This window comes from Actinoplanes sp. M2I2 (assembly GCF_023544445.1).
In the GTDB taxonomy this organism is placed as follows: domain Bacteria; phylum Actinomycetota; class Actinomycetes; order Mycobacteriales; family Micromonosporaceae; genus Actinoplanes.
In genome coordinates this window covers 402,063-426,371 of record NZ_JALPVJ010000009.1, presented here as the reverse complement: position 1 = coordinate 426,371, position 24,309 = coordinate 402,063, and the positions used below count along the sequence as shown (strand labels likewise).

Here is a 24,309-nt window from a genome sequence, read left to right as displayed (position 1 = left end):
CAAGACCCGATCATCGGCGCCGGCATGAAAGCCGCGGGCCGGGGAATGCCGGGTCAGTCCGGGAAATACTGTCATATACGACTATGTCGGTGCCGCATCCTCGAGGTGGGTGGACCGATGGGCCGGCCTGTGAGGGGATGGAAATGAGCGGGCCGTTCGCGGTGCACAAGCACGACGAAGGCGGCGGGGTGGTCCGCGTCGCGGTTCACGGCGAGATCGACCAGGACGTGGGCGCCGCCCTCACCATGATCATCATCAACGCCACCGACCAGGCCGATCTCCGGTTTCTCGTCGTCGATCTGGAGCGTGTCTCGTTCCTCGCGGCGGCCGGCGTCCGGAGTCTGCTCGAAGGCCACGAGGCCGCCCGGGCGCGGGGTTGCGGCTACCAGGTGATCAACGCCAACGGGGTCGTCGCCGACGTGCTCACGGCCGCCGCCGGCGCGGGTGTGGTGCTGCCGTCCGGTCCGGCGCCCGCCGTCCCGGGGAGAAGCGGGTCGATGTGACCCTTGACACGCCATGGTCATCCCGAGAAGGGTTGGAGGCCCGATCGAGGAGCTGCTGTGGCGACTTCCGACGACGTTGGCAACAAGCCGGGGGTGGCGGCAGCCTTCCCCACCCGTTATCTGTCCTCTCCTCAGATTCGTGACATGCCCGATGAGCCGCGCAACTACTGGCGGCTCATCGGTCCCGGCATCATCGCCGCCGGGGTCGGGCTGGCCTCGGGCGAGTTCGTCCTGTTTCCCTACATCGCCTCGCAGGTGGGGCTGGTCTTCGTGTGGGCCGCGTTCGTCGGCCTGATCACGCAGTACTTCCTGAACATGGAGATCGAGCGCTACACGCTGGCCACCGGCGAGACCGCGCTCACCGGGTTCAGCCGATACTGGCGGCACTGGGGCCTGTTCTTCGCGATCCTGACGTATTTCGCGAACCTGTGGCCGGGCTGGGCCACCAGCTCGGCGACCCTCACGACGTACATCTTCGGCGGCAACCGCACGGTGATCGCCGTCTGCATGCTGATCGTGATCGGCCTGATCCTCACCCTCGCGCCGGTCGTCTACGTCGCGCTCGAGAAGGCCCAGATGGTCAAGGTCGCGGCCGTGCTCACATTCTTCGTCATCGCGGCGATCTTCGCGGTGGGCGCGTCCGCCTGGAGCGACCTGCCCCAGGTGGTGACCCAGCCGCGGCTGCCGATCGACGAGCTCGGGTTCGCCCTGCTGCTGGGCGCCCTGGCCTTCGCCGGCGCCGGCGGCGGGCAGAACCTGGTCCAGTCCAACTGGATCCGCGACAAGGGCTACGGCATGGGCAAGTACGTGCCGCGGCTGGTCAGCCCGGTCACCGGTCAGCCCGAGGCCGCCCCGAGCACCGGGTACGCCTTCGAGCCCACGCCCGAGAACCTCAAGCGGTGGCGGGGCTGGTGGAAGTTCGCGAACATCGAACAGCTCTCGACGTTCGTGCTCATCACGTTCGTGACCATCCTGTTCACCTCGCTGCTGGCCTACTCGACCGTCTTCGGCCGCGACGGGCTGGAGAACAGCATCGGCTTCCTCGAGATCGAGGGCCAGGTCCTGGCCGACCGGGTCGGTTCCTGGTTCCAGTACCTGTTCTGGATCATCGGCGCCTTCTCGCTGTTCGCGGCGGCGCTCGGCATCGTCGACTACACGAGCCGGCTGGCTGCCGACGTCATCAAGACCTCGTACGCCCGCGGGGCCAACGAGAGCAAGGTGTACGCCCTGCTCGTGTGGGGTCTCGTGCTGATCGGCATCATCGTGCTGCTCGCCGGGTTCAGCCAGCCGATCGTCCTGCTGGTCATCTCGGCGGTCGTGGGCGGCTTCATGATGTTCGTCTACTCCGCCCTGCTCATCCTCATCAACCGCCGCATCCTGCCCGAGCCCATCCGCGTCCGCGGCGTCCGCCTGGGCATGCTGGTCTGGGCCTTCCTGCTGTTCGGGGTGCTCTCGGTGCTGACCCTCCAGGACCGGATCGGGCAGCTTTTCGAGTAGGCGGCTGAGGCCGTCGCCGGTGCCGGTGTGACACGGCACCGGCGACGTCCCGCCCGCCGCCGCGTCACGTTAGGAAGCGGCGTCCGGGGGTAGCGGACACCTGTCAGGCCCGAGCGGAGCGGCTTGACGTCCGACTGCCGACGCCGCTGGAGCCCGACATGCCGAAACCCGTATCCGAACAGGTCGTCGTGATCACCGGCGCCTCCAGCGGGATCGGGCGGGCCACGGCGCTCGCCTTCGCCGCCCGCGGGGCCAAGGTCGTGTGCGCGGCGCGGTCCGGCGAGGCGCTCGACACGCTGGTCCGGCAGATCCGGGCGGACGGCGGCCTGGCGGTGGCCGCGCCGACCGACGTCGCCGACGCGGGACGGGTGCGGGCCCTCGCCCATCTGGCCGAGCAGACGTACGGGCGTATCGACACCTGGGTGAACAACGCGGCCGTGGGGGTGTGGGGCCGGGTCGAGGACATCACCGACGAGGAGTTCGAGCGGGTGATGCGGGTCAACTTCCTCGGTCAGGTGCACGGGGTGCACGCCGCGTTGCCGGCCCTGCGCCGGGCCGGCGGCGGCGCGATCATCGGCGTCGTGTCGGTCGAGGGCGTCCGGGCCGTGCCTTTGCAAGGCCCGTACACGGCCAGCAAGTTCGCCTTACGCGCCTTCTACGACACCCTGCGCATGGAGCTGGCCCAGGAGGGGGCGCCGATCGGGGTCACCGCGATCCTGCCCGCCTCGATCGCCACGCCGTTCTTCGAGCACGCCCGCAGCCGGATCGGGTCGATGGCCAAGCCGCCCCCGCCGGTCTACGCGCCCGAGGTGGTGGCCGAGAGCATCGTCTACGCGGCCACTCACCCGCGCCGCGAGATCCTGGTCGGCGGGGCCGCGGCGGCGTTCGCCCTGGCTCAGCGACTGTCACCGGCGCTCACCGACGCCGTGCTGTCGATCCGGCGCCTCGGTGCCGGCTCCCAGCAGACCGACCGGCCCGACAACGGCGTCGACAACCTCGACGCCCCGCTCGACGGGCCCGGCCGGATCTGGGGTACCTTTCCCGGCCGGGTGCTGCGCCACAGCCTCTTCACCCAGCTGATCGGCCACCGGCCCCGCCCCGCGGAGCTGCTGACGGCGGCCGTGCGGCGCCTGCAACCCGTACCCGAGGAAAGCGCGACCGAAGGGAATGCCGGCCGCCCGCTGCCGGTTGAGTGAGAAGTCGGTGCGCCTTGTGTCCCAGGGCCTCACCCATTGCCTTCGCGGAATACCGTTCGGCTGGAGCCGCGTCGCGCCACTCGCCTTCAGGCGACCAGCGCACCGACCTCGCTTCCGGCAGCCCGGCGCTCGACAGCGCCGGGCTGCCGCGTTTTGCGCTGCCGGCAGCGCCGGACGATCGCTGGCGCCCGGGCGAGCCCCGGGGCCGGACGGCCGCGTTTCCCGGTCCGGGTTACGGGTAGCCGGGCGCCATGCTGAAGAGAGCCGCATGGCAGGGAATGGTGGCCGGACTGGCCGGCGCGACCGTGATGACCGCCGCCGAGAAGATCGAGCAGCGCTTCACCGGCCGGCCCGGCTCGTTCATGCCGGCCCGCGTCCTGAGCCGCCTGGCCGGCCTGCCGGAGAAGCCGGGCCGTCAGCCGCTCTGGCGCAACCTCACGATGCACTACGGGCAGGCCGCGCTGGTCGGCGTCGTCCGCGGCGTCATGGCCCAGTCCGGCCTGCGCGGCCCGGTCGCCTCGGGCATGTTCACGGTCGTCCGGCTGACCACCGATCAGATCCTCGAGAACGCGACCGGCGCCGGCGCCCCGCCGCAGACCTGGCCGCGCCGGGAACTGGTCGTCGACGTGCTGCACAAGGCCATCTACGCGTTCGCCACCGGTGCGGTCGCCGACGCCCTGGCCCGGCGGGACGGCCCGGGCCCCGGTCAGCTGCACGCGGCGAAACGCCCCGGGCGCCGGTCCGATGTCGGCCCTATATCTCCTCGCGTTGCAGCGGCCGCACGGCGGGGCCGTGGATGACCGTCCCGTCGGTGGCGAAGCGTGAGCCGTGGCAGGGGCAGTCCCAGGTCGTCTCGGCGTCGTTGAAACTCACGATGCAGCCCAGGTGGGTGCAGCGGGCCGACACGGCGTGCAGCTCACCGGCCCGGTCGCGGTAGGCGGCGCACTGCCGGCCTCGCACCCGGACGACCGCGCCCGAGCCGGGGGTCAGGTCGTCGACCGACTCGACCGGGGACGGGCGCAAGCGGTCGCCGACGAGGTGGGCCGCCGTCTTGGCCTGCAACTTGAGCAGCGGCCCGGCCTCCCGCAGCAGGTGCAGGCGCCGCGGGTCGTAGAGGGAGGCCCATGGCGGCGCGATCCCGGTCAGCAGGGCGCTCAGCAGCTGACCGGACAGGACCCCGCTGCTCATGCCCCAGCCGCCGAACCCGGCGGCCACGAACACGCGCCGGGTGCCGGCGTGGAACGGGCCGATGAACGGCACCTGGTCGGTGGTGCTGTTGTCCTGGGTGGCCCAGCGATAGGCCACCTCGGCGCCGGGATACCGCTCGTGGGTCCAGTCGATCAGGCGCTGCCACCGTACGGTGACGTCGGCCGCCCCGGGCGTGAAGTGCTCGCCGGTGACGATGAGCAGGCGCTGCCCGTCGGCGTAGGGCGCTGTGCGCACCGACCGCGTGTTCTGGTCGGGGGTGATGTAGACGCCGCCGGGGTCGAGGGCGGCCGGGATGGGGGCGGCCACCACCAGTTCGCGGCGCGGCTCCAGGCGGGCGAACAACAGCCCCCGGTCGAAGATCGGGTAGTGGGTGGCGATCACCACGTTGGCGGCGGTGAGGGTGTGCCCGCCCTCGGTCGTCACCCGGCACGGGTCCCCGTCGACCAGGCCGGTCGCCCGGGTGTGCTCGAAGATCTGCCCGCCCCGGCGGGTCAGGTCGGCCGCCAGCGCGAGGAGGTACTTGCGCGGATGGAACTGGGCCTGGTTCTCGACCCGGACGGCCCCGGCGACCGGGAAGGGGAGTCCGGTCCCGGTGACGAAGGACGCGGGCAGCCCCGCTTCGGCGGCCGCCTCGGCCTCGGCGCGGACGGGGCCGAGCGAGCCGGGCGACTCGGCGTACGTGAAGGAGGGCACCCGTTCCAGCTCGCAGTCGACGGCCAGGCGGGCGGCGACCTCGGCGACCCGCTCCACGGCCTGCTGCTGCGAGGTCGCGTACTGCCGGGCCGCCTCCGGTCCGGACGACCGGCGCACCCGGTCGTAGATCAGCGTGTGCAGCACCGACAGCTTGGCCGTGGTGTGCCCGGTGACCCCGGCCGCGATCCGGCCGGCCTCGACCAGCGCCACCCGCCGCCCGGCCTCGGTCAGCTCCCACGCCGTGCTCAGGCCGGCGATGCCGCCGCCGATCACGATCACGTCGGCCGTCACGTCGCCGGTCAGGGCCGGGTACGCCGTGGCCGGCGTCGACGTCAGCCAGAAGGACTCCTCGCGCATTTCCGGCGGTTACCCGCCCGGCGCGGGAAGATGCGGAGATGCGGTTGCAGGTGCTCGAGACATGGCCACTGACGTTCGACGACGGGACGCCGGTGCGCGCGGCGTCGGCCGTCGCCCCGTTCGGCGACGGCTGGCTAGTCGTCCAGGACGACGCGACCCACGCGGCGTGGGTGCGTCCGGGGTCGGTCACCCCGGTGCGGGTCGTCGGCGCGGTCGACGGGCTGGAGGTGTTCAGCTCGGCCGCGGGCACGAAACATCTCAAGCCCGACTTCGAGGCGGCCTGCCCGGTGCCGGTGGCCGGTGGCGCCGGGGTGCTGCTGCTGGGCTCCGGTTCGACGGCCGCGCGGATGCGGGCCGCGCTGCTCACTCCGGGCGAGACGGTGGTGGCCGAGCTGTCCCCGCTGTACGCGCGGGTCGCCGCCGCGCTGGGCCTGGACCTCGACCGGCTCAACCTCGAGGGGGCCTGCGTGGCCGGCGACCGGTTGCGGTGGTTCCAGCGCGGCAACTCGGCGGCCGGGGTGCCGACGGCCTCGGTCGACGTCGAGCTGGCCGCCGTCCTGCGGGCGATGTCCGGGTCGACCGAGCCGATCAACCCCTCGGCCGTACGTCGTTACGACCTCGGCTTCGTCCGGGGTGTGGCGCTGGCTGTCACCGACGCGGTGGCCCTCCCGGACGGGCGGGTGCTGGTGAGCGCGGCCGCCGAGGACACGCCCAACGCGGTCGACGACGGGCCGGTCGTGGGCGCGGCGCTGGCTCTGCTCGACGACGAGGCGGTCGTCGCGGTGGCCGAGCTGCCGGCCGTGGACGGCGTCGCGCCCAAGGTCGAGGGCCTGGCCGTCCGCGAGGTGGGCCCGGACGGGGTGCGGCTGCTCGCGGTCGTCGATGCCGACGACCCGCTGGTCCCGTCGCAAGCGGTGGAGATCACTCTCCGGTGGTGAGGTCCTCGTCACGCCGGGCGTCTGATCGGGTTCGGATTGGGTAACCGCCATTTTCCATCAGTGAGAGAGCGAGTTGTCGCACCATGAAGATCTGGCCTGGTTCGCCGTACCCGTTGGGCGCGTCCTTCGACGGCGGCGGCACGAACTTCGCCCTGTTCTCCGAGGCGGCCGAGCGCGTCGAGCTGTGCCTGTTCGACGACGACGGCACCGAGACGCGCATCGACCTGCCCGAGCGTGAGGCGATGGTGTGGCACGGCTATCTGCCCCGGGTCGTCCCGGGTCAGCGCTACGGCTATCGGGTCCACGGCCCGTACGACCCGGCCAACGGGTTGCGCTGCAACCCCAGCAAGCTGCTGCTCGACCCGTACGCGAAGGCGATCGAGGGGCACAACGACTGGAACGAGGCGCTGTTCTCGTACCGGTTCACCGACCCGGATGCGTTCAACGACGACGACTCCGCCCCGTACGCGATGAAGTCCGTCGTCGTGAACCCGTTCTTCGACTGGGCCAACGACCGGCCGCTGAAGATCCCGTTCCACCAGACCGTGATCTACGAGGCCCATGTCAAGGGCATGACCGCCGGCAACCCCCGGGTCCCGGCGGATGTCCGGGGCACGTACTCCGGCCTGGCCCACCCGGCGATGATCAGGCACTTCAAGGAGCTGGGCGTCACCGCGGTCGAGCTGATGCCGGTGCACCAGTTCGTGCACGACAGCAACCTGGTCGAGCGCGGGCTGCGCAACTACTGGGGCTACAACACCATCGGCTTCTTCGCGCCGCACAACGACTACTCGTCGTTCGGCGGGCGCGGCGGGCAGGTGCAGGAGTTCAAGTCGATGGTCAAGGCGCTGCACGCGGCCGGCATCGAGGTCATCCTCGACGTCGTCTACAACCACACCGCCGAGGGCAACCACCTGGGCCCCACCCTGTCGTTCAAGGGCATCGACAACCCGGCCTACTACCGGCTCGTCAACGAGGACAAGCAGTACTACTACGACACCACCGGCACCGGTAACAGCCTCAACGTGCGCCACCACGAGTCGCTGCGGCTCATCATGGACTCGCTGCGGTACTGGGTGACCGAGATGCACGTCGACGGTTTCCGGTTCGACCTGGCGGCCTCGTTGGCCCGTGACTTCCATGAGGTCAACCGGCTGGCCGCGTTCTTCGACCTGGTCAACCAGGACCCGATCGTCTCGCAGGTCAAGCTCATCGCCGAGCCCTGGGACGTCGGCGACGGCGGCTACCAGGTCGGCGGGTTCCCGCCGCTCTGGACGGAGTGGAACGGCAAGTACCGCGACAGCGTGCGGGACTTCTGGCGCGGCGAGCCGGCGTCGCTGGGCGAGTTCGCCTCCCGCTTCGCGGGCAGTTCCGACCTGTACGAGATCGACGGCCGCCGCCCGATCGCGTCGATCAACTTCGTCACGGCCCACGACGGCTTCACGCTGAACGACCTGGTGTCGTACAACGAGAAGCACAACGAGGCCAACGGCGAGGACAACCGGGACGGCGAGAGCCACAACCGGTCGTGGAACTCCGGCGCCGAGGGCCCCACCGACGACTCCGAGGTGGTCGGCCTGCGCGAGCGGCAGAAGCGCAACTTCCTGGCCACCCTGCTGCTGTCGCAGGGCGTGCCGATGATCTCGCACGGTGACGAGCTCGGCCGCACCCAGGGCGGCAACAACAACGTCTACGCCCAGGACAACGAGATCAGCTGGATCGACTGGAAGGACGCCCGCAACCACGACGTGACGACGGTCTTCACCCAGCGGCTGACCAGACTGCGGGCCGACCATCCCATCTTCCGGCGCCGCCGCTTCTTCACCGGCGCCCCGGCCGGCGATTCCCAGCTGCCCGACATCGCCTGGCTGCGCCTGGACGGCACGCCCATGACCGCGCAGGACTGGACGCCCGAGGCGACCCGGACCGTCGCCGTGTTCCTCAACGGCCACGGTGTCCCCGAGTCGGACGCCCTGGGCGAGGCGATCGTGGACGACTCGTTCCTGGTGCTGTTCAACCCGTCGCCCGGTGAGGTCGAGTTCACCCTGCCCGACCCGGCGTACGGCCAGGCCTGGGAGGTCGAGCTCGACACGGCCGACCCGCTGCTGGCCACGCACAGCACGGTCAAGGCGCAGGAGGCCCTCCGGGTGCACTCCCGCGCGATGCTCGTCCTGCGCTGCCAGTACTGATCAAGCCGCCCGTGTAGGGCGGGACGAACGGGGAAAGCGCCGCTGTGCGCGACTCCTTCCCCTACCGTCCCGCCCTCGACGGCGTCCGCGGCCTGGCCGTCAGCGCGGTCCTGCTGTTCCACGGCGGGGTCGCCGCGCTGGGCGGCGGCTTCCTCGGCGTCGACGCGTTCTTCGTCCTGTCCGGCTTCCTCATCACGTCGCTGCTGCTGGCCGAGCACCGGCGGTCGGGACGCATCGACCTGCGGGCCTTCTGGGCCCGCCGGGCCCGCCGGCTGCTGCCCGCGTTGCTCGTGCTGCTGACCGTGGTGCTGCTGGTCGGTCGCCGGCTGCTCGCCCCGGAGGAACTGCCCGCGCTGCGCCTGGACGCCCTGGCCGCGCTGGCCTACGTGGCCAACTGGCGGATGGCCGATCGGGGCGGCGGCTACTTCGCCGAGACGGCCGCGCCCTCGCCCCTGCAGCACACCTGGTCGCTGGGCATCGAGGAGCAGTTCTATCTGCTGTGGCCGCTGATCGTGGTGGCCCTGCTGGCGCTGCTCGGGCGGCGATTCCTGTTGGCCGCCTGCCTCACCGGGGCCGCGGCGTCGGCGATGGCGGCCGCGGTGCTCGGTCCGGCCGGCCCGGACCGGGCCTACTACGGCACGGACACCCGGGCGATGGCGCTGCTGATCGGCGCCGCGCTCGCTGTCGTCCTGTCGGGCGGCCGGGTCCGGTCCGACAAGCGGCTTGTGTCCAGTGGGCGGGTGCGGTTCGGCGGGGGCCGGATGGGCGGCCTGGCGCGGTTCGGCGGGCGGCGGGTGGGCGGCCGGCTGCTGGGCGCCCTCGCGGCCGTGGGCGCCGGGGTCACCGGCTGGCTCTGGGTCACGGCGGACGGCGCCGATCCGCGGCTCTATCGCGGCGAGCTGGTGATCGCCGCGCTCGCCGTGGCCGCGGTCCTCGCCCACGCGGTGGTCTCGCCGCGGTCCCCGACGGCCCGGTTGCTGGCCCTGCCCCCGCTGGTCTGGCTGGGGCGTATCTCCTACGGCGTCTATCTGTGGCACTGGCCGCTGTTCCAGTGGATCGACGCCGAGCGCACCGGACTCACCGGGCCGGCCCTGCTCGGCGTGCGGTGCGCCGCCACGGTGGCAGTCGCCGTCGTGTCCTATGTGCTCGTCGAGCGTCCGGTCCGGCGGGCCCGGTGGATCGGCCGGCCGTTGCGCACCCCGGCCCTGTCCGGCGGGGCGATCGCCGTGACCGCGGCGGTCGCCGTGCTGGCGACCGTGCCGCCCCCGCTGCCGCCGGCCCCGCCCATCGACCTGGACCAGGCCCTGGCCGGGCCGGCCGGTCCACCGGCCCCGCGGGCGTTCGGCGAACCACCGGCCCGGCGGTCGGGCGGAACGGCGACGGGGCCGGCTCGCAAGACGGAACCGGCCCCGGTCGACCGCCCCGGGCGGCGGGCCGGCGGGCAACCGCGGATCAGCATCTTCGGCGACTCGGTGGCCTGGACGCTCGGCACCTATCTGCCCGAGCAGTCGAAGCTGGACGTCGAGTCCCGCGGCGTGCAGGGGTGCGGCATCGCCCGGCTGCCGGACGTCCGCTACATCGGCTTCGCGCACACCAACTATCCGGGCTGCGAGACCTGGGACCGGCGCTGGCGCCGGGACGTCGGCCGGGACGACCCCGACGTGGCGGTGATCCTGCTCGACCGCTGGGAGCTGATGGACCGCAAGCTGGGCGGCCGCTACCGGCACGTCGGCGAGCCCGCCTACGACGCGTACCTGCGCAAGGAACTCAATCTCGCGATCGACGTCGTCACCGGCCGGGGCGCGCTCCCGGTGCTGCTCACCGCGCCGTACACGCGCCGCGCGGAACGACCGGACGGCGGACTGTGGCCGGAGGACGAGCCCGGGCGCGTCGACGCCTGGAACACCCTGCTGCGAGCCACCGCCGAGCGCCGCGGCGCCGTGGTCCTCGACCTCAACCGCCGGGTCTGCCCGGACGGCCGCTTCACCTGGCGCGCCGGCGGCGTCCGGATCCGCAGCGACGGCCTGCACTTCACCCCGGCCGGCGTACGGCGTCACATCGCGCCCTGGCTGCTGCCGCAACTGGCGCGCCTGGCTGTCACAACTCCGCCGTTAAGCCCGGTGAAGCCGGGGTAGGCATCGGCATGGACAGCACCGAATGGGCCGAGGTGGCCGAGACGCTGCGCGCCGCCGGCTATCCGGCCAACCGTCAGGACCTGCTCAACCACGCCCGGAGCCAGACCGGCGACAGCCACCTCCTGGGGCTGATCGCCGACCTTCCGCTCGGCGTCTATCGCAACCTCGTCGACGTCCGCGACGGGCTGCGCACCAAGCACGCCTGACGCCCACGAACGGCTCGAGACCCACGAACGCCTGGCGCCGGGAGCCTCCGCGTGAGCGGACGCTTCCCGGCGCCGACGGGTCAGGCCGGTGGCCGCGGATCAGGCCGGTTTCGACGCGTCCTTGGCGAAGAGGCGCTCCTCGTCCAGGGCGGAGGTCTGCACCACCAGCACGTCGCAGACGGCGTTGCGGACGACCGCGGCCGGCACCGAACCGAGCAGCTGGCCCTGGCTGGCGCCCAGGCCGCGGTTGCCCACGACGATGAGGTTGGCCGGGTTGTTGCCCACCGTGTCCAGCAGGGCCTGCGCCGGGTCGCCCCGGACCAACAGCTGCTCGATGTAGCGGGCCCGTTCCCGGGTCAGGTTGGTGACCGACTGGCTCAGCGCCTGGCGGGCGGTGTCGGCGCCGTACAGGTCGCGGTGCACGCCCTCGGCGGCGGCGCCCGGCGGGTCGTCGTCGTCGCGGTACGCCGTGACGACCACCAGCCGGGCCTGGGCCGCCTGCGCCACCTCGGCCGCCCGGTCCACCGCGTACAGGCTGGTGGCCGTGCCGTCCGAGCCGACCACGACCCGGTCGTAGACGGTGATGCTGCGCCGGCCGCCCAGCGGGACGATCGGGGACTCGTCGGCCTCGGCGGGCGGGTCGACCCAGAGCATGGCGATCGCGCCGATGCCGAGCAGCACACCGGCCAGGGTGATCGCGTTGCTGCCCTTGCCGTCGAGCCAGTGCTCGTAGATCCAGCCGAACGTGATCGTCTGCACCAGCATCGGCACGACGATCATCATGTTGAGGATGCCCATGTAGACGCCGGTGCGCTTGGCCGGCACCATGCTGGCCACCATCAGGTACGGGATGCCGACCGCGCTCGCCCAGAAGATGCCGACGCCGATCATCGGGACCAGCGCGGTGTACTGGTTGTCGATGCGGGCCAGCCAGACCAGCGACAGGGCGGCCAGGCCGAGGGCGATGGCGTGCACCCGCTTGGCCCCGATCCGCTGGGCGAAGCCGACCAGGAACAGCGCCGAGACCATCGTGACGAAGTTGTAGGCGCCGTTCTGGAGGCCGCTCCAGCCGATCGCGTCGTCCCAGGCCGGGCCGCCCTGCTCGGGGTCGGCGCCGAACACCGTCTCGCCCAGGCTGACCGCCAGGAACTGCCAGTAGATGAACATCGCGTACCACTGGAACGCGAACACGACACCGATCTTGTGCATGGCCACCGGCATCGTGCGGACGGCGTCGGCGATCTCGCGGACCGCGTGGCCCAGGCCCTTGGGGGCGGACCGCATCTCGGCCAGCTCGTCCTCCGACGGCTGGATCTCCTTCGTCCGGGCCATGGCCGTCAGGACGGTGAGCAGGATGCAGACCGTGCCGATCATGAAGCAGACGAACATCCAGTACGGAACCCCGTTGCCGGCCTCGGTCTGCAGGGCGTCGACCTTCTGGAGGGCGAACAGCGACACGTTGGCCAGCACCGCGCCCGCGCCGGTGAACATGCTCTGGGTCAGGAAGCCGCGGGCCAGCTGGGACTTCGGCAACCGGTCGGAGATGAAGGCCCGGTACGGCTCCATCGAGGTGTTGTTGCCCGCGTCGAGCAGCCAGAAGCAGATGACGCCGAGCCAGAGCACGCCGACGAACGGGAACAGGAACAGGATGAGCGCGCAGAGGATCGCGCCCGCGACGATGAACGGCCGGCGCCGGCCCCACCGGGGATGCCAGGTGCGGTCGCTGATGGCGCCGATCAGCGGCTGGATGATCAGGCCGGTGACCGGTCCGGCCAGGTTGAGGATCGGCAGCTGCTCAGGATCAGCGCCGATCAGCAGGAACAGCGGATTGACCGCGGACTGGGTGAGGCCGAAGCTGAACTGGACCCCGAAGAACCCGAGGTTCATCATCAGCAGAGCGGTGCCGGTCATCAGCGGTTTGCGCTCGGCCCCGGACTCCGTGGAGACGGTGTCCGACGTGGTGGTGGTCATGGCTCCGGCCTCCCGGTTGTCGCTGAGAGTGATCTAGATCACACACTCCGTTTCCGACGCTAAACCGATCCGGGAGGGCTCGCAACCAGAGATGTCGATACATGCATCTGGCTGCGGTTTCCTCACCGGAGCGTTGATTCCGCTCCGGCGCCGGGCCTGTAATCAGCACCGGAGGTGACGTGATGAGCGGATGGACGACCATCGTGGTCGGCGTCGACGGGTCACCGGGCAGCCGCGCGGCTCTCACCTGGGCCGCCGCGGAGGCTGCGGATCACGGCGCTGGCCTGCGCGTAGTCAACGTCTGGGAGCACACGCTGCTGCCACCGGTGGGCAGTGTCAGCGTGTCGGAGCGCATGGTGCCGGAGCCCAGCCAGACGACGTCCGAGGAGCTGCTTCAGGTGATCAAGGAGGAGCTGGGCGAGAACCCGCCGGTGCCGGTCGAGGCGCACGTGCGGCAGGGCCGGCCGGCAAAGGTGCTGATCGACGAGTCGGCCGGCGCCGATCTGCTCGTGGTCGGACACCGCGGGCACGGTGGCTTCGCGGGGCTGGTGCTCGGCTCGGTCAGCCAGCACGTCGCGGCGTACGCGAATTGTCCGGTGACCGTCGTGCGCTGAGGCGCCGCACTTGCTGAGCGCCCGGGGCTCGCGGGCTTAAGGTGAGCGCCATGGATCGAGCGACCGACCTGCGCTGGTTCGAGGCGATACAGGACCTGCTGCGCGGCGTGCACCTGTGGCTTCCCCAGGATCTCGCGCCGTCCCTGGCCGAGGTGATGGCCCGGGTGGGCCTGCACACGCGCGTCTGGGTGGTGAACTACGAGCAGACGGCGCTGATCCCCCTGCGTCAGCCCGGGGCGGCGCCGGAACCGCTGCCGGTGGACGGCTCCCTGGCCGGCCGGGCGTTCGCCCGCGTCCGCTCGGCCCGGGCCGGGGACGAACGACGGTGGTGGGTGCCGATGGTCGACGGCACCGACCGCCTCGGCGTGATCGAGGTCGTGGCCGAGGAGACGGCCGACACCGCGGAGCCCGATTTCCTGCGGCGCTGTGAGCTGGTCGCCGGGCTGATCGGGCATCTGGCCGCCGCCGTCGAGGTGCGCGGCGACGGGCTCGAGCGGGCCCGCCGGTCCGGGTCGATGTCCACCAACGCGGAGCTGCTGTGGGCGCTGCTGCCGCCGCTGACCGCCAGCTTCGACCGGGCGGTGGTCAGCGCCTTCCTGCAGCCCTGCTACGACGTGGGCGGCGACGGGTTCGACTACGCGGTCGACGACGGCATCATGTCGCTGGCGGTGCTGGACGGCGCCGGGCGCGGCCTCGAGGCCGGCCTGACGTGCGCGGTCGCCCTGGCCGCGATCCGGGCCACCCGGCGGGCCGGCGGGGGACTGGTCGACCAGGCCCGGGCGGTCGACCGGGCGCTGACCGAGCAGTTCCACGACAGCCGCTTCGCCACCGGCGTGCTGGCCGAGCTCGACCTCGAGACCGGCCGCCTGCGCTACCTCAACGCCGGGCATCCGGCGCCGATCGTGCTGCGGGACGGGCGGGCGGTGGGGCAGCTGACCGGTGGGCGCCGCCTGCCGCTGGGCCTGCCCGACACGGACGTCGAGGTGGCCGAGGAGGCGTTCGAGCCCGATGATCGGCTGCTGCTCTACACCGACGGCGTGACCGAGGCGCGGACGGCCGCCGGCGACCGGTTCGGCGAAGCCCGCATGATCGACCTGGTCGAGCGCAGCGCGGCCGCCGGTCTGCCCGCGCCCGAGACGGTGCGTCGGCTGACCCACAGCGTCCTCGAGCACCAGGGTGGCCCGCCGGCCGACGACGCCACGCTGATGCTGGTGCAGTGGTCGGCCGCCGCCGCGTTGAATACAGTGCCCAAGGCGGCGCAGGAAGACAAGGACGAGGACGCGGAATGACGGATCAGTTGACGGTGACCGTGGGCAAGGCGGACGGCCGGGTCACCGTGCTCACCGTCGGCGGCGAGCTCGACCGCGACATCGCCCACGTGCTCGAGGAGGCCGGCCGGGCCGCGCTCGGCTCCGGCGTCGAACGGCTGGTCCTCGACCTGGGCGGTCTCGCCTTCTGCGACTCCAGCGGTCTGCGGACGTTCGTCCTGCTGCACCGGCTGGCCGGCGAGCGGGGCGCCTCCCTGCGGCTGGCCGAGGTCCACCCGCCGGTCTCGACGGTGATCGCGGTGGTCAACCTCGACCGGATGCTCGCCCTGTATCCCAGCGTCGAGGACGCCCTGGCCTGAGCGGCGCTCGAGATCGGTCCTCGGCGAGGATCGGGGACGCCGGCATCGGTGCTCAACGCGGGTCGGTGACCCGGCCGAGGAACAGGATCGTCCCGGTCTCCCGGTCGGAGATCGTGAACAGGAACGGCCGGTCCACGCGGAAGGTCAGCGTGCCCGTCCGCGCCGAGGTGGTCATCACCCCGCCCGTGACGGCGGCCGCCTCGGTGCCCCGTTCGTCGACCTTGACGTACGTCTTGTGGACGACCCGGCCCAGAGCCGGCGCGGCCGGGGACATCGGGCGGAAGTCGGCCCGGCCCGGGTCGAAGGCGGCGGCCAGGCCCAGGCGCCGCAGCGGGGTCCCCAGCTCGGCCGACCAGCGCAGCTCGAAGCGGGGCAGGGCGAGCTCGTCGATCCGCGCCGGGCTGAGGCTGCCGACGGCGGCGCGCCACTCGGCGGCGTCCAGATCCGGATCGCGCCCGTCGTCGGGCAGAATGATCTCCATGCCGAACCGGCCGTCCTCGCCGTAGGGCAGGCGGACCATGCGGTAGCCGTCGCGGTCCGTGTAGGGGAAGCTCTGGGCGTCCAGATGCATCATCGGGACGTCGGCCCGGCCACCGGGCGCGGCGAACGGCGCCGGCCGGGTGTCGTCGTCGTCGAAGCTGCTCGTCCACTCGCCGAGGAAGTAGACCGTGTTGAGCAGCACGAGAACCGCTTGCGGGTCGGGCAGCCCGAGGTCGGCGGCGATCTCGGGGATGCGGCCGTTGGTGTTCTTGCTCACCCAGTCGTCGATGGCCTCGGCGGCCTCCGGCGAGGCGAGATCACTCTGTTCCAGGGTGGCGCCGAACGCGCGGCGGACGAAGCTCAGGTAGTCCTGTTCGAGCGGGCCGTCACTGTGCAGCGCGTTGGCGACCGAGAGGGTGACGTCCTCGGTGTCGGCCAGCGATCGCAGCAGAGCGCCGACGCGGGGGTCGGGGCCCTCGCGCAACCCGAGCACCTTCGCCATCTCGGCGCCGGTGTCCCCGTCCGCGCCGGCCGAGATCATGGCCAGCAGCACCGCGACCGACAGCGGTGACGTGACGGCGTTCCGATCGGCCTCGGACACCTCGTCGAACAGGTCGAACGCGAAGTCGCCGACGGCCCGGCCGACCGCGACGGCGTCGGCCGGGGTGAGATCGGCCACCAGGCTCGCGTCGATCCGGGCGGCGTCGCCGGGCGGTGCGCCGCCGCCGCAGCCGGCCGTGACAAGCAGGCCGCTGACCAGGGCGGCTGTGGTCAGAAAACGGATCACCACCCTCCGACGACGGCTGATCTTCGGCGGTTCCCCCGACCTGAGAGCATTTTCACGTTCGTGCTGTCGGAGTTGGCCGTACGGGGTCACTCGTGGTTACCGTCGGCCGGTCCGCCATCGCGGACGCCCCGGGCGGATCGCCGAGTCCCTGCCGTCGCCCGGTGGACCCGATCCTGAGGCAGGGAGCGGGGGACCCACACGTTCTCCGGCGCACGGATGTGCGCCTCGGGGTGAAGCCGCCACGTGCGGCCGGGCACCTCAGCCCGAACCCGACAGCTGACCTCGCAGGCGTGGAGGTTTTTTGTGATGTCCACATTCGGAAAGAAGACCCGGGTCGCTCTCGGCCTGACGGCGGCCGGTGTCGCCGGCGCGGTGAGCCTGCTCGGCCCGGCCTCGCCCGCTCAGGCGGCCGTGAACTGGGACGCCATCGCCCAGTGCGAGTCCAGCGGCAACTGGAGCATCAACACGGGCAACGGCTACTACGGCGGTCTGCAGTTCAGCCGCAGCACGTGGAAGGCGTACGGCGGTACCAAGTACGCCTCGACGGCCGACAAGGCGACCCGCTCCGAGCAGATCCGGATCGCCGAGAAGGTGCTCGACGGGCAGGGCATCGGCGCCTGGCCGGTGTGCGGCAAGAAGGCCGGCTCGAGCAAGTCGTACGCGGCGAAGAACACCGGCGGCGCCAAGAAGTCCTCTTCGGCCACGAAGAAGTCCACTTCGGTGACCAAGAAGTCGACGGTGAAGAAGTCGACGGTGAAGAAGTCGACGGTGGCGGCGAAGGCCACGGGCAAGCACTACGTCGTCCGCTCCGGCGACACCCTGGCCAAGATCGCCTCGAAGAACCACGTCAAGGGCGGCTGGAAGGCTCTCTACCAGCTCAACCGGTCTGTCGTGGACAACCCGAACGTGATCTTCCCGGGTCAGCGGCTCGCGCTCTGACGCCGCCGGGTCCGGCCCGGCCGTCGCGGCCGGGCCGGACCCGTCACCGGCGAAATCCCATTTACCTCGATCATTGGATTCACTCCGATCTTGAATGGCCGGCGTCCTTTTCGGGCGGAACATTCCCACCGCATTCCACGATCGTTTGGTGATCGTTGTGTGGTGTGCGCAACTCTGTAACACTGTGGTGGCCGGGCGTGGCGCTCAGTAGAAGTGATCTCTTCTGACGGGGGTCGTGAGTTGGCATGGAACCGATCGAACTGGGCCACCGCTTTGCCTGATAGGAGGCGTTCTCACCGGTCACCGGCCTCGTGAGATGTCAGCACCTGACGGCAGTTATCGGTCCGCCCCGGCGGAGGCCGACGCCTTTCCCGACGTGACGATCGGGATCATCGCCGCCCTGGCGATCGAGGGAGCGGCGATGCGCACGCTGATGGCCGGGCCCCGCACGGTCCGCATGGTCGACGACCCGAACGAATACCGGATGGGTCACCTGGACAGCGCGGAGCCGGGCCGCCCGCACCGGGTGGTGCTGGTGACCCTGGCCGAGGACAACACCCGCAACGCGGCGGCGACCTGCACCGACATGCTCCGCAGCTTTCCGCACGTGCGCTGCGTGATCATGGTCGGTGTCGCCGGCGGGGTGCCGTCCCCGCGCGAGCCGCAGCAGCACGTCCGGCTGGGCGACGTCGTGATCGCCCTCGACGGCATCGTGGACTACGGGCACGTCCGGGAGGGGCCGCACGGGGCCGAGCAGCGCCGGCCGGTCGGAGGCATCTCGATGGACCTCAAGCGCATCGCCCATCGGCTCGAGGAGGACCAGATCCTCGGCCGGCCGCTGGACTGGGCCGGCCTGCTCACGCCGCCCGACGACTACCCGATGGCCGTCTTCGCCCGGCCCGACGAGAGCAAGGACCAATTGCACCGCGGCCGGCGAGCGGTGCCGCACCCGGACCGGCGCGACTCCGGCCACCCGGACGGCCGGCCCAAGGTCCACTTCGGCGCGATCGGGTCGGCCGACGTGCTGCTCAAGAACGGCGCGCTGCGCGACCAACTGGCCGTCCGCCACCGGGTGCTGGCCTTCGAGATGGAGACGGCCGGTGTCGCCGCGGGGGTGGCCAACCGCGGCGTCAACTGGTTCGTCGTCCGCGGCATCGTCGACTACTGCGACGAATACAAGAACAACGAGTGGCACCAGTACGGCTCGCTGGTCGCGGCCGGCGGCGTGCGGGGTCTGCTGGCGCAGTGCCCGCCGTTCCCGGTGTGGCGGCTGGAACGCGACGGCGCCCGCAGCCTGTTGCCCGACCTCGAGATGACCCGGCTCCGCGAGTACCTCGACCAGGCCGGGGACATCGACGGCGCGGCCGCGTGGCACGCGGCCGTCGGCGGGCTGGTCCCCCTGCCGGACGAACGGACGTCGCTGACCGGGATGGCCGTCCGGCTGGCCGGCCGCAACGCCGGACCGGACCGGGTCCCCCCGCTGGTCGCCTTCGTCGAACACGTGGCCGCCCGGGCGCCGGCCCGGCTGGCCGGTCAGATGCGCGCGTGGACCGACCGGGTGGCCCGGCAGATCCTGCAGATCGGCGAGCTCGACCCGGCGTACCGCCGGACCGTCGAGGAGGCGGTGGCGCGGGAGAGGAACGGCAGCCGCCCACCGATCCGGCCCTGCCTGCTCATCCAGATCGAGCGCGACGGCATCGAGAGCGGCGGCTGTCAGGTCCGGTACTGGATCCAGCGCCGGCAGCGACACTGGGACCCGGAGCCCAGCGATCCCCGGCGGACGACGTTCCGGGACCTCGAACGCGTGCTCCAGGAAGCGATCCGGCACGCCGAGTCCACCTGGCACGACCTCGACGAGCCGGTGGAGATCGAGCTGCTGCTCCCGGTGGATCTGCTCAACACCGCGGTCGAGTGGTGGCACACCGAGCTCGGCTCGCCGGCGCCGGTGCCGATCTGCCTCGACTACCGCGTGGTGGTGCGCAGCCTCGATCGGATGCGCGAGCCCGGCCGGCATCGCGTCTGGAACCGGCGGTGGCGCTCGCTCTGGCAGAACCCGCCGCAACCGCGCGTGCACCGGGGCCGCGCCGATCCCGCCTCGGAGGAGCTGGGACTGTGGACCGCCCGGCTGCGGGAGGACCCCGACCTCACCACGGTCGTCCTGGGCAGTTCGCCGGACGACCGGGCCGGCGGTCAGGAGCTGCAATCGGCGCTGCTCGCGGGCATCCCGGTCATCCTCTGGGACCACCGGCCGGGCACGCTCGGCGCCGAGCCGGCCGGTCACCTCGACGAGATCACCGCCGAGCCGCCGGGCGAGCTGACCGACCGGGTGCACGCGCTGCGTCACGACGCCGGTCTGCTCGCGCCGGACGCGCGGGACCGGCACCCGGGCCGGCACCTGGCCGTGCTCTGGGACGACCCGGACCGCAACGTCTATCACACGGGGGCCCAGCCATGACGACTGCCGAACAGCCGCCCGGCTGGTGGTTCTACCGGGGCGACGGCATCCCGGCGGCCGAGGACGGGCGGCTGCGGCTGCCCGACCCGCCGGCCTGGCGTTCCTTCGACGGCGGGCCGGTCGAGGCCGCGCCGCCCGAGGAGGACGTGGACATCGCCCGTAAACTCGGCCGCTTCGACACGCTGCCGGTGCGCCGGGCCTCGCGGGCCGAGTGCGACATGGTCAACGCGGCGCTCTGGCTCCGCCGGCCGTTGCTGGTGACCGGGAGCCCCGGCACCGGCAAGTCCGCCATCGCCTTCCGGATCGCCCGGGAGCTGCGTCTGGGACGCGTGCTGGAGTGGTCCATCACCAGCCGCACCACGCTGCGGTCCGGGCTCTACGAGTACGACGCGATCGGCCGGGCCCAGGAGACCCAGGCCGGCGGCGGCCCGGCCGGCGTCGGTGACTTCGTCCGGCCCCCGGCTACGAGATCCCGGTCGCCGCGGCGGCCAACGTGGCCCTGGACAGGCTGGCCGTGGAGAACCCGGCGGCGCTCCAGCTGCTGCAGGTGTGCTCGTTCTTCGCCCCCGAGCCGATCAGCCGCGACCTGTTCGAGGGCGTGCGGGCGGCCATGGGGGCGCCGGAGCTCGACGAGGCGCTCAAGAACCCGAGCCGGCTCAACCAGGCCATCCGCGACATCCAGAAGTACGTGCTGGCCCGCATCGACCACCGGGGCAACAGCCTGCAGCTGCACCGGCTGGTGCAGAAGGTGCTCCAGGACAGCATCCCGGCCGAGCGGCAGTCCGTGATGGAGCACGGCGCCCACCTGCTGCTGACCGGCGTCAAACTGGGCGATCCGGCCGACCCGGACCAGTGGCTGCGCTACCAGGCGCTCGCCTCACACCTGATCAACTCGCGGTCGTGGGCCTGTGAGGACGACTGGGCCCGTGACGTGGTCAGCAACCTGGTGCGGTTCTACTTCTACTGGGGCGACTACAGCACCGGACGTGACCTGGCCCGGCAGGTCGTCGACGACTGGCGGGCCCGGCTCGGGAGCGACCATCTGCAGACGCTGAGCGCGGCCAAGTGGCTGGGCTACTACTGGTGGGTGATGGGCAACTTCGGCGACGCGGCCGACATCCAGCGCGAGAGCCTGCGGATCTATCAGGCCACGGTCGGACCGGACGACGAGGGCACCATCGACGCGATGGTCCAGGTGGCCACGACCCTGCGCGCCTTCGGCAACTTCACCGAAGCCCGGGAACTCGATCTCGAAGCCTTCCGGACGGCTCGCCGAAGCCTCGGTGAGGACGACCCGCAGACGCTCCGGGCGGCCCACAACCTCAGCGTCAGCCTGCGACTGACCGGGGAGTTCCGGCTCGCGCGGCAGCTCGACGCGGACACCTACCGCCGGCGGATCGCGGCGCTCGGGCACGATCACCCGGAGACCCTGCGGACCCTGAACAACCTCACCATCGACGAGCGCGAGTGCGGCGAGTACCTGCGCTCGCGGCGGATGGTCGAGGACAACTACAACCGGTACGCCCGGCTCTTCGGCCCCGCACACCAGGAGACCATCCGGATCGCCCGCAACCTCGCCGTGGCCCGGCGGCGGGCCGGTGACCACGACGCGGCCTTCAAACTGGCCGAGGACACCATGAACCGGTTCCGCGACCGGTTCGGCCCGACCCACCCCGACACCATCGCGGCGGCGCTCAACTTCGCGGTCGACCTGCGCGAGTCCGACGACCTGCCGCGGGCCCGGGAACTGGCCGAGCAGACCGCGGCCGACTACCACGCGACGCTGGGCGCCGACCACCCGTACACGCTCTACGCCCGGACCAACCTCGGCATCGTCCTGCGCCTGCTGGGCGACACGACCGACTCGGAGCGGCACAACCGGGCGTCCTGGGAAGGCTTGCGCGCGAAGCTGGGCACCAAGCACATCCTGACGCTCACCTGCGGCATCAATCTGGCCAGCGACCTGGCCGCGCAGGGCCGCCACCAGGAGGCGTACGACCTCGACGCGGAGATCCTGGCCCTGTGCCGCGAATTCATCGGGCGCAACCACCCCTCGACGCTGGCGTGCGCGCTCAACCTGTCGTTCGACCTGACCGCTCTCGGCCGGTCCGAGGAGGGCACGGCGCTCTACGGCGAGACCATCGCCGCCTACACCGAGGTGCTCGGCCCGGACCACCCGGCCATCCGCGCCGCACAGGCGGGCCAACGGGCCAACTGCGACGTCGATCCGATGCAGTTCTGAGCCGATGCAGTTCTGAGCCGATGCAGTTCTGACCCGTGCGTCAGGGCGTCGCGGCGAAGGCCGGCGCGAGCCGGCGGGCGACGTCGACCGGCGTGACGGACCGGTCCGTGGTGGCGTAGAGCGCGCGTACCAGATCCGGTCGCCGGAGGACGGCGTCCGCGGCGGGCGCGTCGCCCTCGGCCGCCAGGCTCATCGCGAGGCCGGCCCACGCGCGAGCCTCGTCGTCCGAGATGGACGGATCGGCGCCGGCGGCGAGGCCGGTGAGCGCGTCGGTGAACCCCTGCCGGGCGGTCGCCGCGTCCCGGGCCAGCAACGCGTCCTCGGCCGCGGACACCGGGTCGGGGGTGGCCGATCGCGGCTGGTCGCCGGTGACGGCGTGCCGCCGGGCGGCCACCGGGATGCGCTGGCGCCAGCGCAGCCGGGGATGCGGCTCGACGACGGCCGCCGTCACCGTTGCCGGCTCGAGCACTTTGCCCGCCCGGAGCAGCGCGGCGAGAGCGGCGACCTCGTCGGCGCGGGGACGGCAGTGCCGTACGCGCCAACCGAGCCGGTGGCTGTCGGCGGTCAGCCGGGCCAGCCTCTCGATCCGGGGCTCGACAGCTTCCGAGGGCTTGGCCAGCCATTCGTCGACCTGGTCACGAAGCCCTGCGAGAAGGTCCCGCCCGGCGGCGGTCAACCCGGCGGCGGCCAGTCCGATGCGGACCGACTCGACCGTCTGCTGGAGCGTGTAGGCGTACTCGAAGGCGGCGATCTCCCGTTGGGCGCCCGTCGTCTTCTGCATCCGGGTCTGCCAGAAGCGGGCGATGCCGAAGAAGGCGTAGATGCCCTGGACGAGGCCGCCCAGCGGCCTCGGGTCGTCACGCCAGGGCGCGTAGTACAGCGACCCGTCGTCGGGCCCGGTCATGGGGATGAGATGGAGCAGCGCGCCCAGCTTGATGTGCTGATACTCGTGGATCAGCGACACGGCCATGATGACCTCGTCGGGCGGTTCCGAGACCATGACACTGCCGAAGGCCTCGCCGTTCGAGGCGCTCCTCGTGTCCCAGCCCTCCAGGTGCTTGAGGGGGACGATCGCCGTGAGGCCCCCGGCCATCGCGTCGGCGTCGGCGGGGTAGTCGCGGCACAGCAGGTCCCAGGCGTCCTCGATCAGGCGGCGCCACCGCTCGAAGGCCTCGTCGTCGAGCCGGCTCGGGGGAACGGGGTCGCCGAGGTCACGCATCGGGTCCAGGTCGTCGAGCCAGACCGAGATGCGGAGGGTGCGGCCGGCTTCCACCCGTCGCAACGGCCACCAGCGCGGGGCGTCGGACCCGCCGGCCACCTCGTCGCCGGCCGCCTCGTCGCCGGCCGTCTTGTCGCCGGCCGTCTTGCCGCCGGGGACGACCAGGGTGTGCCGGCCGTCGTGGAGCCGGATGACTCCGCCCTCGGTGGTGGCCTCGACCGTCGTCGCGGACCCGGCGAACCGGGCCAGACCGTACGTGTGGAGCATGAGGTCGCCGTCGCGCAGGGGGAGCCGGGCCGACCAGGTCAGCCCGGCCCGGGCGGCCGCCACGAGGGCGATCGTCGGCACGATGCCGAGGTCGACGAAGAGGGGGGCCGAGCCGCCGGCGCCGCCGCGGAGCCGGCGCAGGGCGTAGGCGCATCCGCTGCCGACGCCGGGGTTCATGAGGAGGTCGCGCACCGCCTCCGGCGCGCGGTGCTGCGCTTCGGTCAGGATCGCCAGGGCGGACCCGACCGGCGTCAGCGGTCCCAGCCCGCCGGGCTGCTCGGCGATCTCGGTGAGGAGGGTGCTCACCAGGAGCAGCCGCCGGCTCTCCTCGGTCTCCCAGAAGTCGCGGGTGATGTCGGCCGAGCCCTCGCCTCGGGCCAGCGTGGCGAACGACGTCGTGGGCAGGCGGTGCCGGGTGACCGGGTTCATCGAGTGGTTCCTCCGAGGCGGCGAGCGGGTCTGGCGGTCAGTCGGCCCGCCCCGGCGGTCCCGAGCCGATGTTCGGGCGGGGACGCTCCACCTGGCCGATCAGGACACGGCGATACGGCTCCAGGGCGTCCTGAAGCGCCCGCCGGCACAGCTGGTCCAGGGTTGTGCCGCGCAGATCGGCGAGATCTGTTTCGATCGCCGGAGTGTCTGTCAAGGTATCCACCGTATGAAGCGATATGGCGATAAACTAGGACATAATCGTGTTCGATCCTAGAGGTGCGGGGTTGCAACCGTAGGGCGAACATGCCGCTAGGACCGTTCGGAAAACGGACGGTGAGGACGTTAGCGGACGCCGG

20 protein-coding genes and 1 riboswitch are annotated in these 24,309 nt (G+C 71.9%); of the genes, 14 read left to right on the top strand and 6 right to left on the bottom strand.

Features of this window, described 5'->3' with window-relative positions; genetic code table 11:
• Positions 1-143 precede the first annotated feature (143 nt).
• The 4 genes from HJC40_RS21025 to HJC40_RS21010 all read left to right on the top strand — a co-directional run bounded on the left by HJC40_RS21025 (position 144) and on the right by HJC40_RS21010 (position 3,996).
• The gene (locus tag HJC40_RS21025) at positions 144-503 is read left to right on the top strand and encodes an STAS domain-containing protein (RefSeq protein WP_250002969.1); all 360 of its coding nucleotides are present in this window, start codon (positions 144-146) and stop codon (positions 501-503) included.
• Positions 504-647: 144 nt separating this feature from the next.
• Positions 648-2,000 carry an Nramp family divalent metal transporter gene (locus HJC40_RS21020; RefSeq protein ID WP_250002968.1) on the top strand — a complete coding sequence of 451 codons (1,353 nt, stop codon included), beginning with the start codon at positions 648-650 and terminating at the stop codon, positions 1,998-2,000.
• 158 nt (positions 2,001-2,158) lie between these two features.
• Positions 2,159-3,196: an SDR family oxidoreductase gene (locus HJC40_RS21015; protein WP_250002967.1), complete on the top strand. Its 1,038-nt coding sequence runs from the start codon at positions 2,159-2,161 to the stop codon at positions 3,194-3,196.
• Positions 3,197-3,447: 251 nt separating this feature from the next.
• Complete coding sequence (locus HJC40_RS21010; protein WP_250002966.1) at positions 3,448-3,996, top strand: hypothetical protein; 549 nt, start codon at positions 3,448-3,450, stop codon at positions 3,994-3,996.
• Here the strand turns inward: HJC40_RS21010 and HJC40_RS21005 are convergent.
• Positions 3,950-5,455, bottom strand: a complete 1,506-nt coding sequence (locus tag HJC40_RS21005; protein WP_250002965.1) for an FAD-dependent oxidoreductase — start codon at positions 5,453-5,455, stop codon at positions 3,950-3,952. The two genes, HJC40_RS21010 and HJC40_RS21005, sit on opposite strands and share 47 nt — an antisense overlap.
• 38 nt (positions 5,456-5,493) lie before the next feature.
• Here HJC40_RS21005 and HJC40_RS21000 point away from each other — a divergent pair, with 38 nt between their 5' ends.
• From HJC40_RS21000 to HJC40_RS20985, 4 genes are all read left to right on the top strand, one after another.
• On the top strand, positions 5,494-6,393 hold the full coding sequence (locus HJC40_RS21000; protein ID WP_250002964.1) for a hypothetical protein: 900 nt from the start codon (positions 5,494-5,496) through the stop codon (positions 6,391-6,393).
• 83 nt (positions 6,394-6,476) lie between these two features.
• Positions 6,477-8,582 carry a glycogen debranching protein GlgX gene (gene glgX / locus HJC40_RS20995; protein WP_250002963.1) on the top strand — a complete coding sequence of 702 codons (2,106 nt, stop codon included), beginning with the start codon at positions 6,477-6,479 and terminating at the stop codon, positions 8,580-8,582.
• Between the two features lie 44 nt (positions 8,583-8,626).
• Entirely contained in the window at positions 8,627-10,717 is a 2,091-nt protein-coding gene (locus HJC40_RS46185; RefSeq protein ID WP_250002962.1) for an acyltransferase family protein, read from the top strand.
• 8 nt (positions 10,718-10,725) lie between these two features.
• Positions 10,726-10,923 (top strand): DUF2795 domain-containing protein, encoded by a 198-nt coding sequence (locus HJC40_RS20985; RefSeq protein ID WP_250002961.1) that lies wholly within the window; start codon positions 10,726-10,728, stop codon positions 10,921-10,923.
• Between the two features lie 99 nt (positions 10,924-11,022).
• Here the strand turns inward: HJC40_RS20985 and HJC40_RS20980 are convergent, their stop codons facing one another.
• On the bottom strand, positions 11,023-12,894 hold the full coding sequence (locus HJC40_RS20980) for an MFS transporter (RefSeq protein WP_250002960.1): 1,872 nt from the start codon (positions 12,892-12,894) through the stop codon (positions 11,023-11,025).
• Positions 12,895-13,076: 182 nt separating this feature from the next.
• Between HJC40_RS20980 and HJC40_RS20975 the strand changes: the two genes are divergently transcribed.
• The 3 genes from HJC40_RS20975 to HJC40_RS20965 are packed head-to-tail and all read left to right on the top strand — an operon-like array spanning position 13,077 to position 15,135.
• The gene (locus HJC40_RS20975; protein ID WP_250002959.1) at positions 13,077-13,508 is read left to right on the top strand and encodes a universal stress protein; all 432 of its coding nucleotides are present in this window, start codon (positions 13,077-13,079) and stop codon (positions 13,506-13,508) included.
• A gap of 50 nt (positions 13,509-13,558) precedes the next feature.
• A complete protein-coding gene (locus tag HJC40_RS20970; protein ID WP_250002958.1) occupies positions 13,559-14,797 on the top strand; it encodes a PP2C family protein-serine/threonine phosphatase in 1,239 nt (412 codons plus the stop codon).
• Positions 14,794-15,135: an STAS domain-containing protein gene (locus tag HJC40_RS20965; RefSeq protein WP_250002957.1), complete on the top strand. Its 342-nt coding sequence runs from the start codon at positions 14,794-14,796 to the stop codon at positions 15,133-15,135. Before HJC40_RS20970 ends, HJC40_RS20965 begins: the two co-directional genes overlap by 4 nt.
• A 52-nt stretch (positions 15,136-15,187) precedes the next feature.
• Here the strand turns inward: HJC40_RS20965 and HJC40_RS20960 are convergent, their stop codons facing one another.
• Positions 15,188-16,405, bottom strand: coding sequence for a serpin family protein (locus HJC40_RS20960; RefSeq protein ID WP_250002956.1), 1,218 nt, complete (start codon positions 16,403-16,405; stop codon positions 15,188-15,190).
• A 151-nt stretch (positions 16,406-16,556) separates the two neighbouring features.
• Positions 16,557-16,705, top strand: a riboswitch (cyclic di-AMP (ydaO/yuaA leader).
• 3 nt (positions 16,706-16,708) lie between these two features.
• Here HJC40_RS20960 and HJC40_RS20955 point away from each other — a divergent pair.
• Positions 16,709-17,341 (top strand): transglycosylase family protein, encoded by a 633-nt coding sequence (locus HJC40_RS20955; protein ID WP_250002955.1) that lies wholly within the window; start codon positions 16,709-16,711, stop codon positions 17,339-17,341.
• Between the two features lie 316 nt (positions 17,342-17,657).
• Positions 17,658-19,796, top strand: coding sequence for a hypothetical protein (locus HJC40_RS20950; protein WP_250002954.1), 2,139 nt, complete (start codon positions 17,658-17,660; stop codon positions 19,794-19,796).
• 31 nt (positions 19,797-19,827) lie between these two features.
• Here HJC40_RS20950 and HJC40_RS45375 read toward each other — a convergent pair whose 3' ends face one another.
• The gene (locus tag HJC40_RS45375; RefSeq protein ID WP_284043460.1) at positions 19,828-19,950 is read right to left on the bottom strand and encodes a hypothetical protein; all 123 of its coding nucleotides are present in this window, start codon (positions 19,948-19,950) and stop codon (positions 19,828-19,830) included.
• A gap of 315 nt (positions 19,951-20,265) precedes the next feature.
• On the opposite strand from HJC40_RS45375, the gene fxsT reads away from it, so the two are divergent.
• On the top strand, positions 20,266-22,038 hold the full coding sequence (gene fxsT / locus HJC40_RS20945; RefSeq protein WP_308200924.1) for an FxSxx-COOH system tetratricopeptide repeat protein: 1,773 nt from the start codon (positions 20,266-20,268) through the stop codon (positions 22,036-22,038).
• Between the two features lie 40 nt (positions 22,039-22,078).
• Here fxsT and HJC40_RS20940 read toward each other — a convergent pair whose 3' ends face one another.
• Both HJC40_RS20940 and HJC40_RS20935 read right to left on the bottom strand, forming a co-directional pair.
• The gene (locus tag HJC40_RS20940) at positions 22,079-23,953 is read right to left on the bottom strand and encodes an HEXXH motif domain-containing protein (RefSeq protein ID WP_250002952.1); all 1,875 of its coding nucleotides are present in this window, start codon (positions 23,951-23,953) and stop codon (positions 22,079-22,081) included.
• A gap of 37 nt (positions 23,954-23,990) precedes the next feature.
• Entirely contained in the window at positions 23,991-24,167 is a 177-nt protein-coding gene (locus tag HJC40_RS20935; RefSeq protein WP_250002951.1) for a hypothetical protein, read from the bottom strand.
• Positions 24,168-24,309 lie beyond the last annotated feature (142 nt).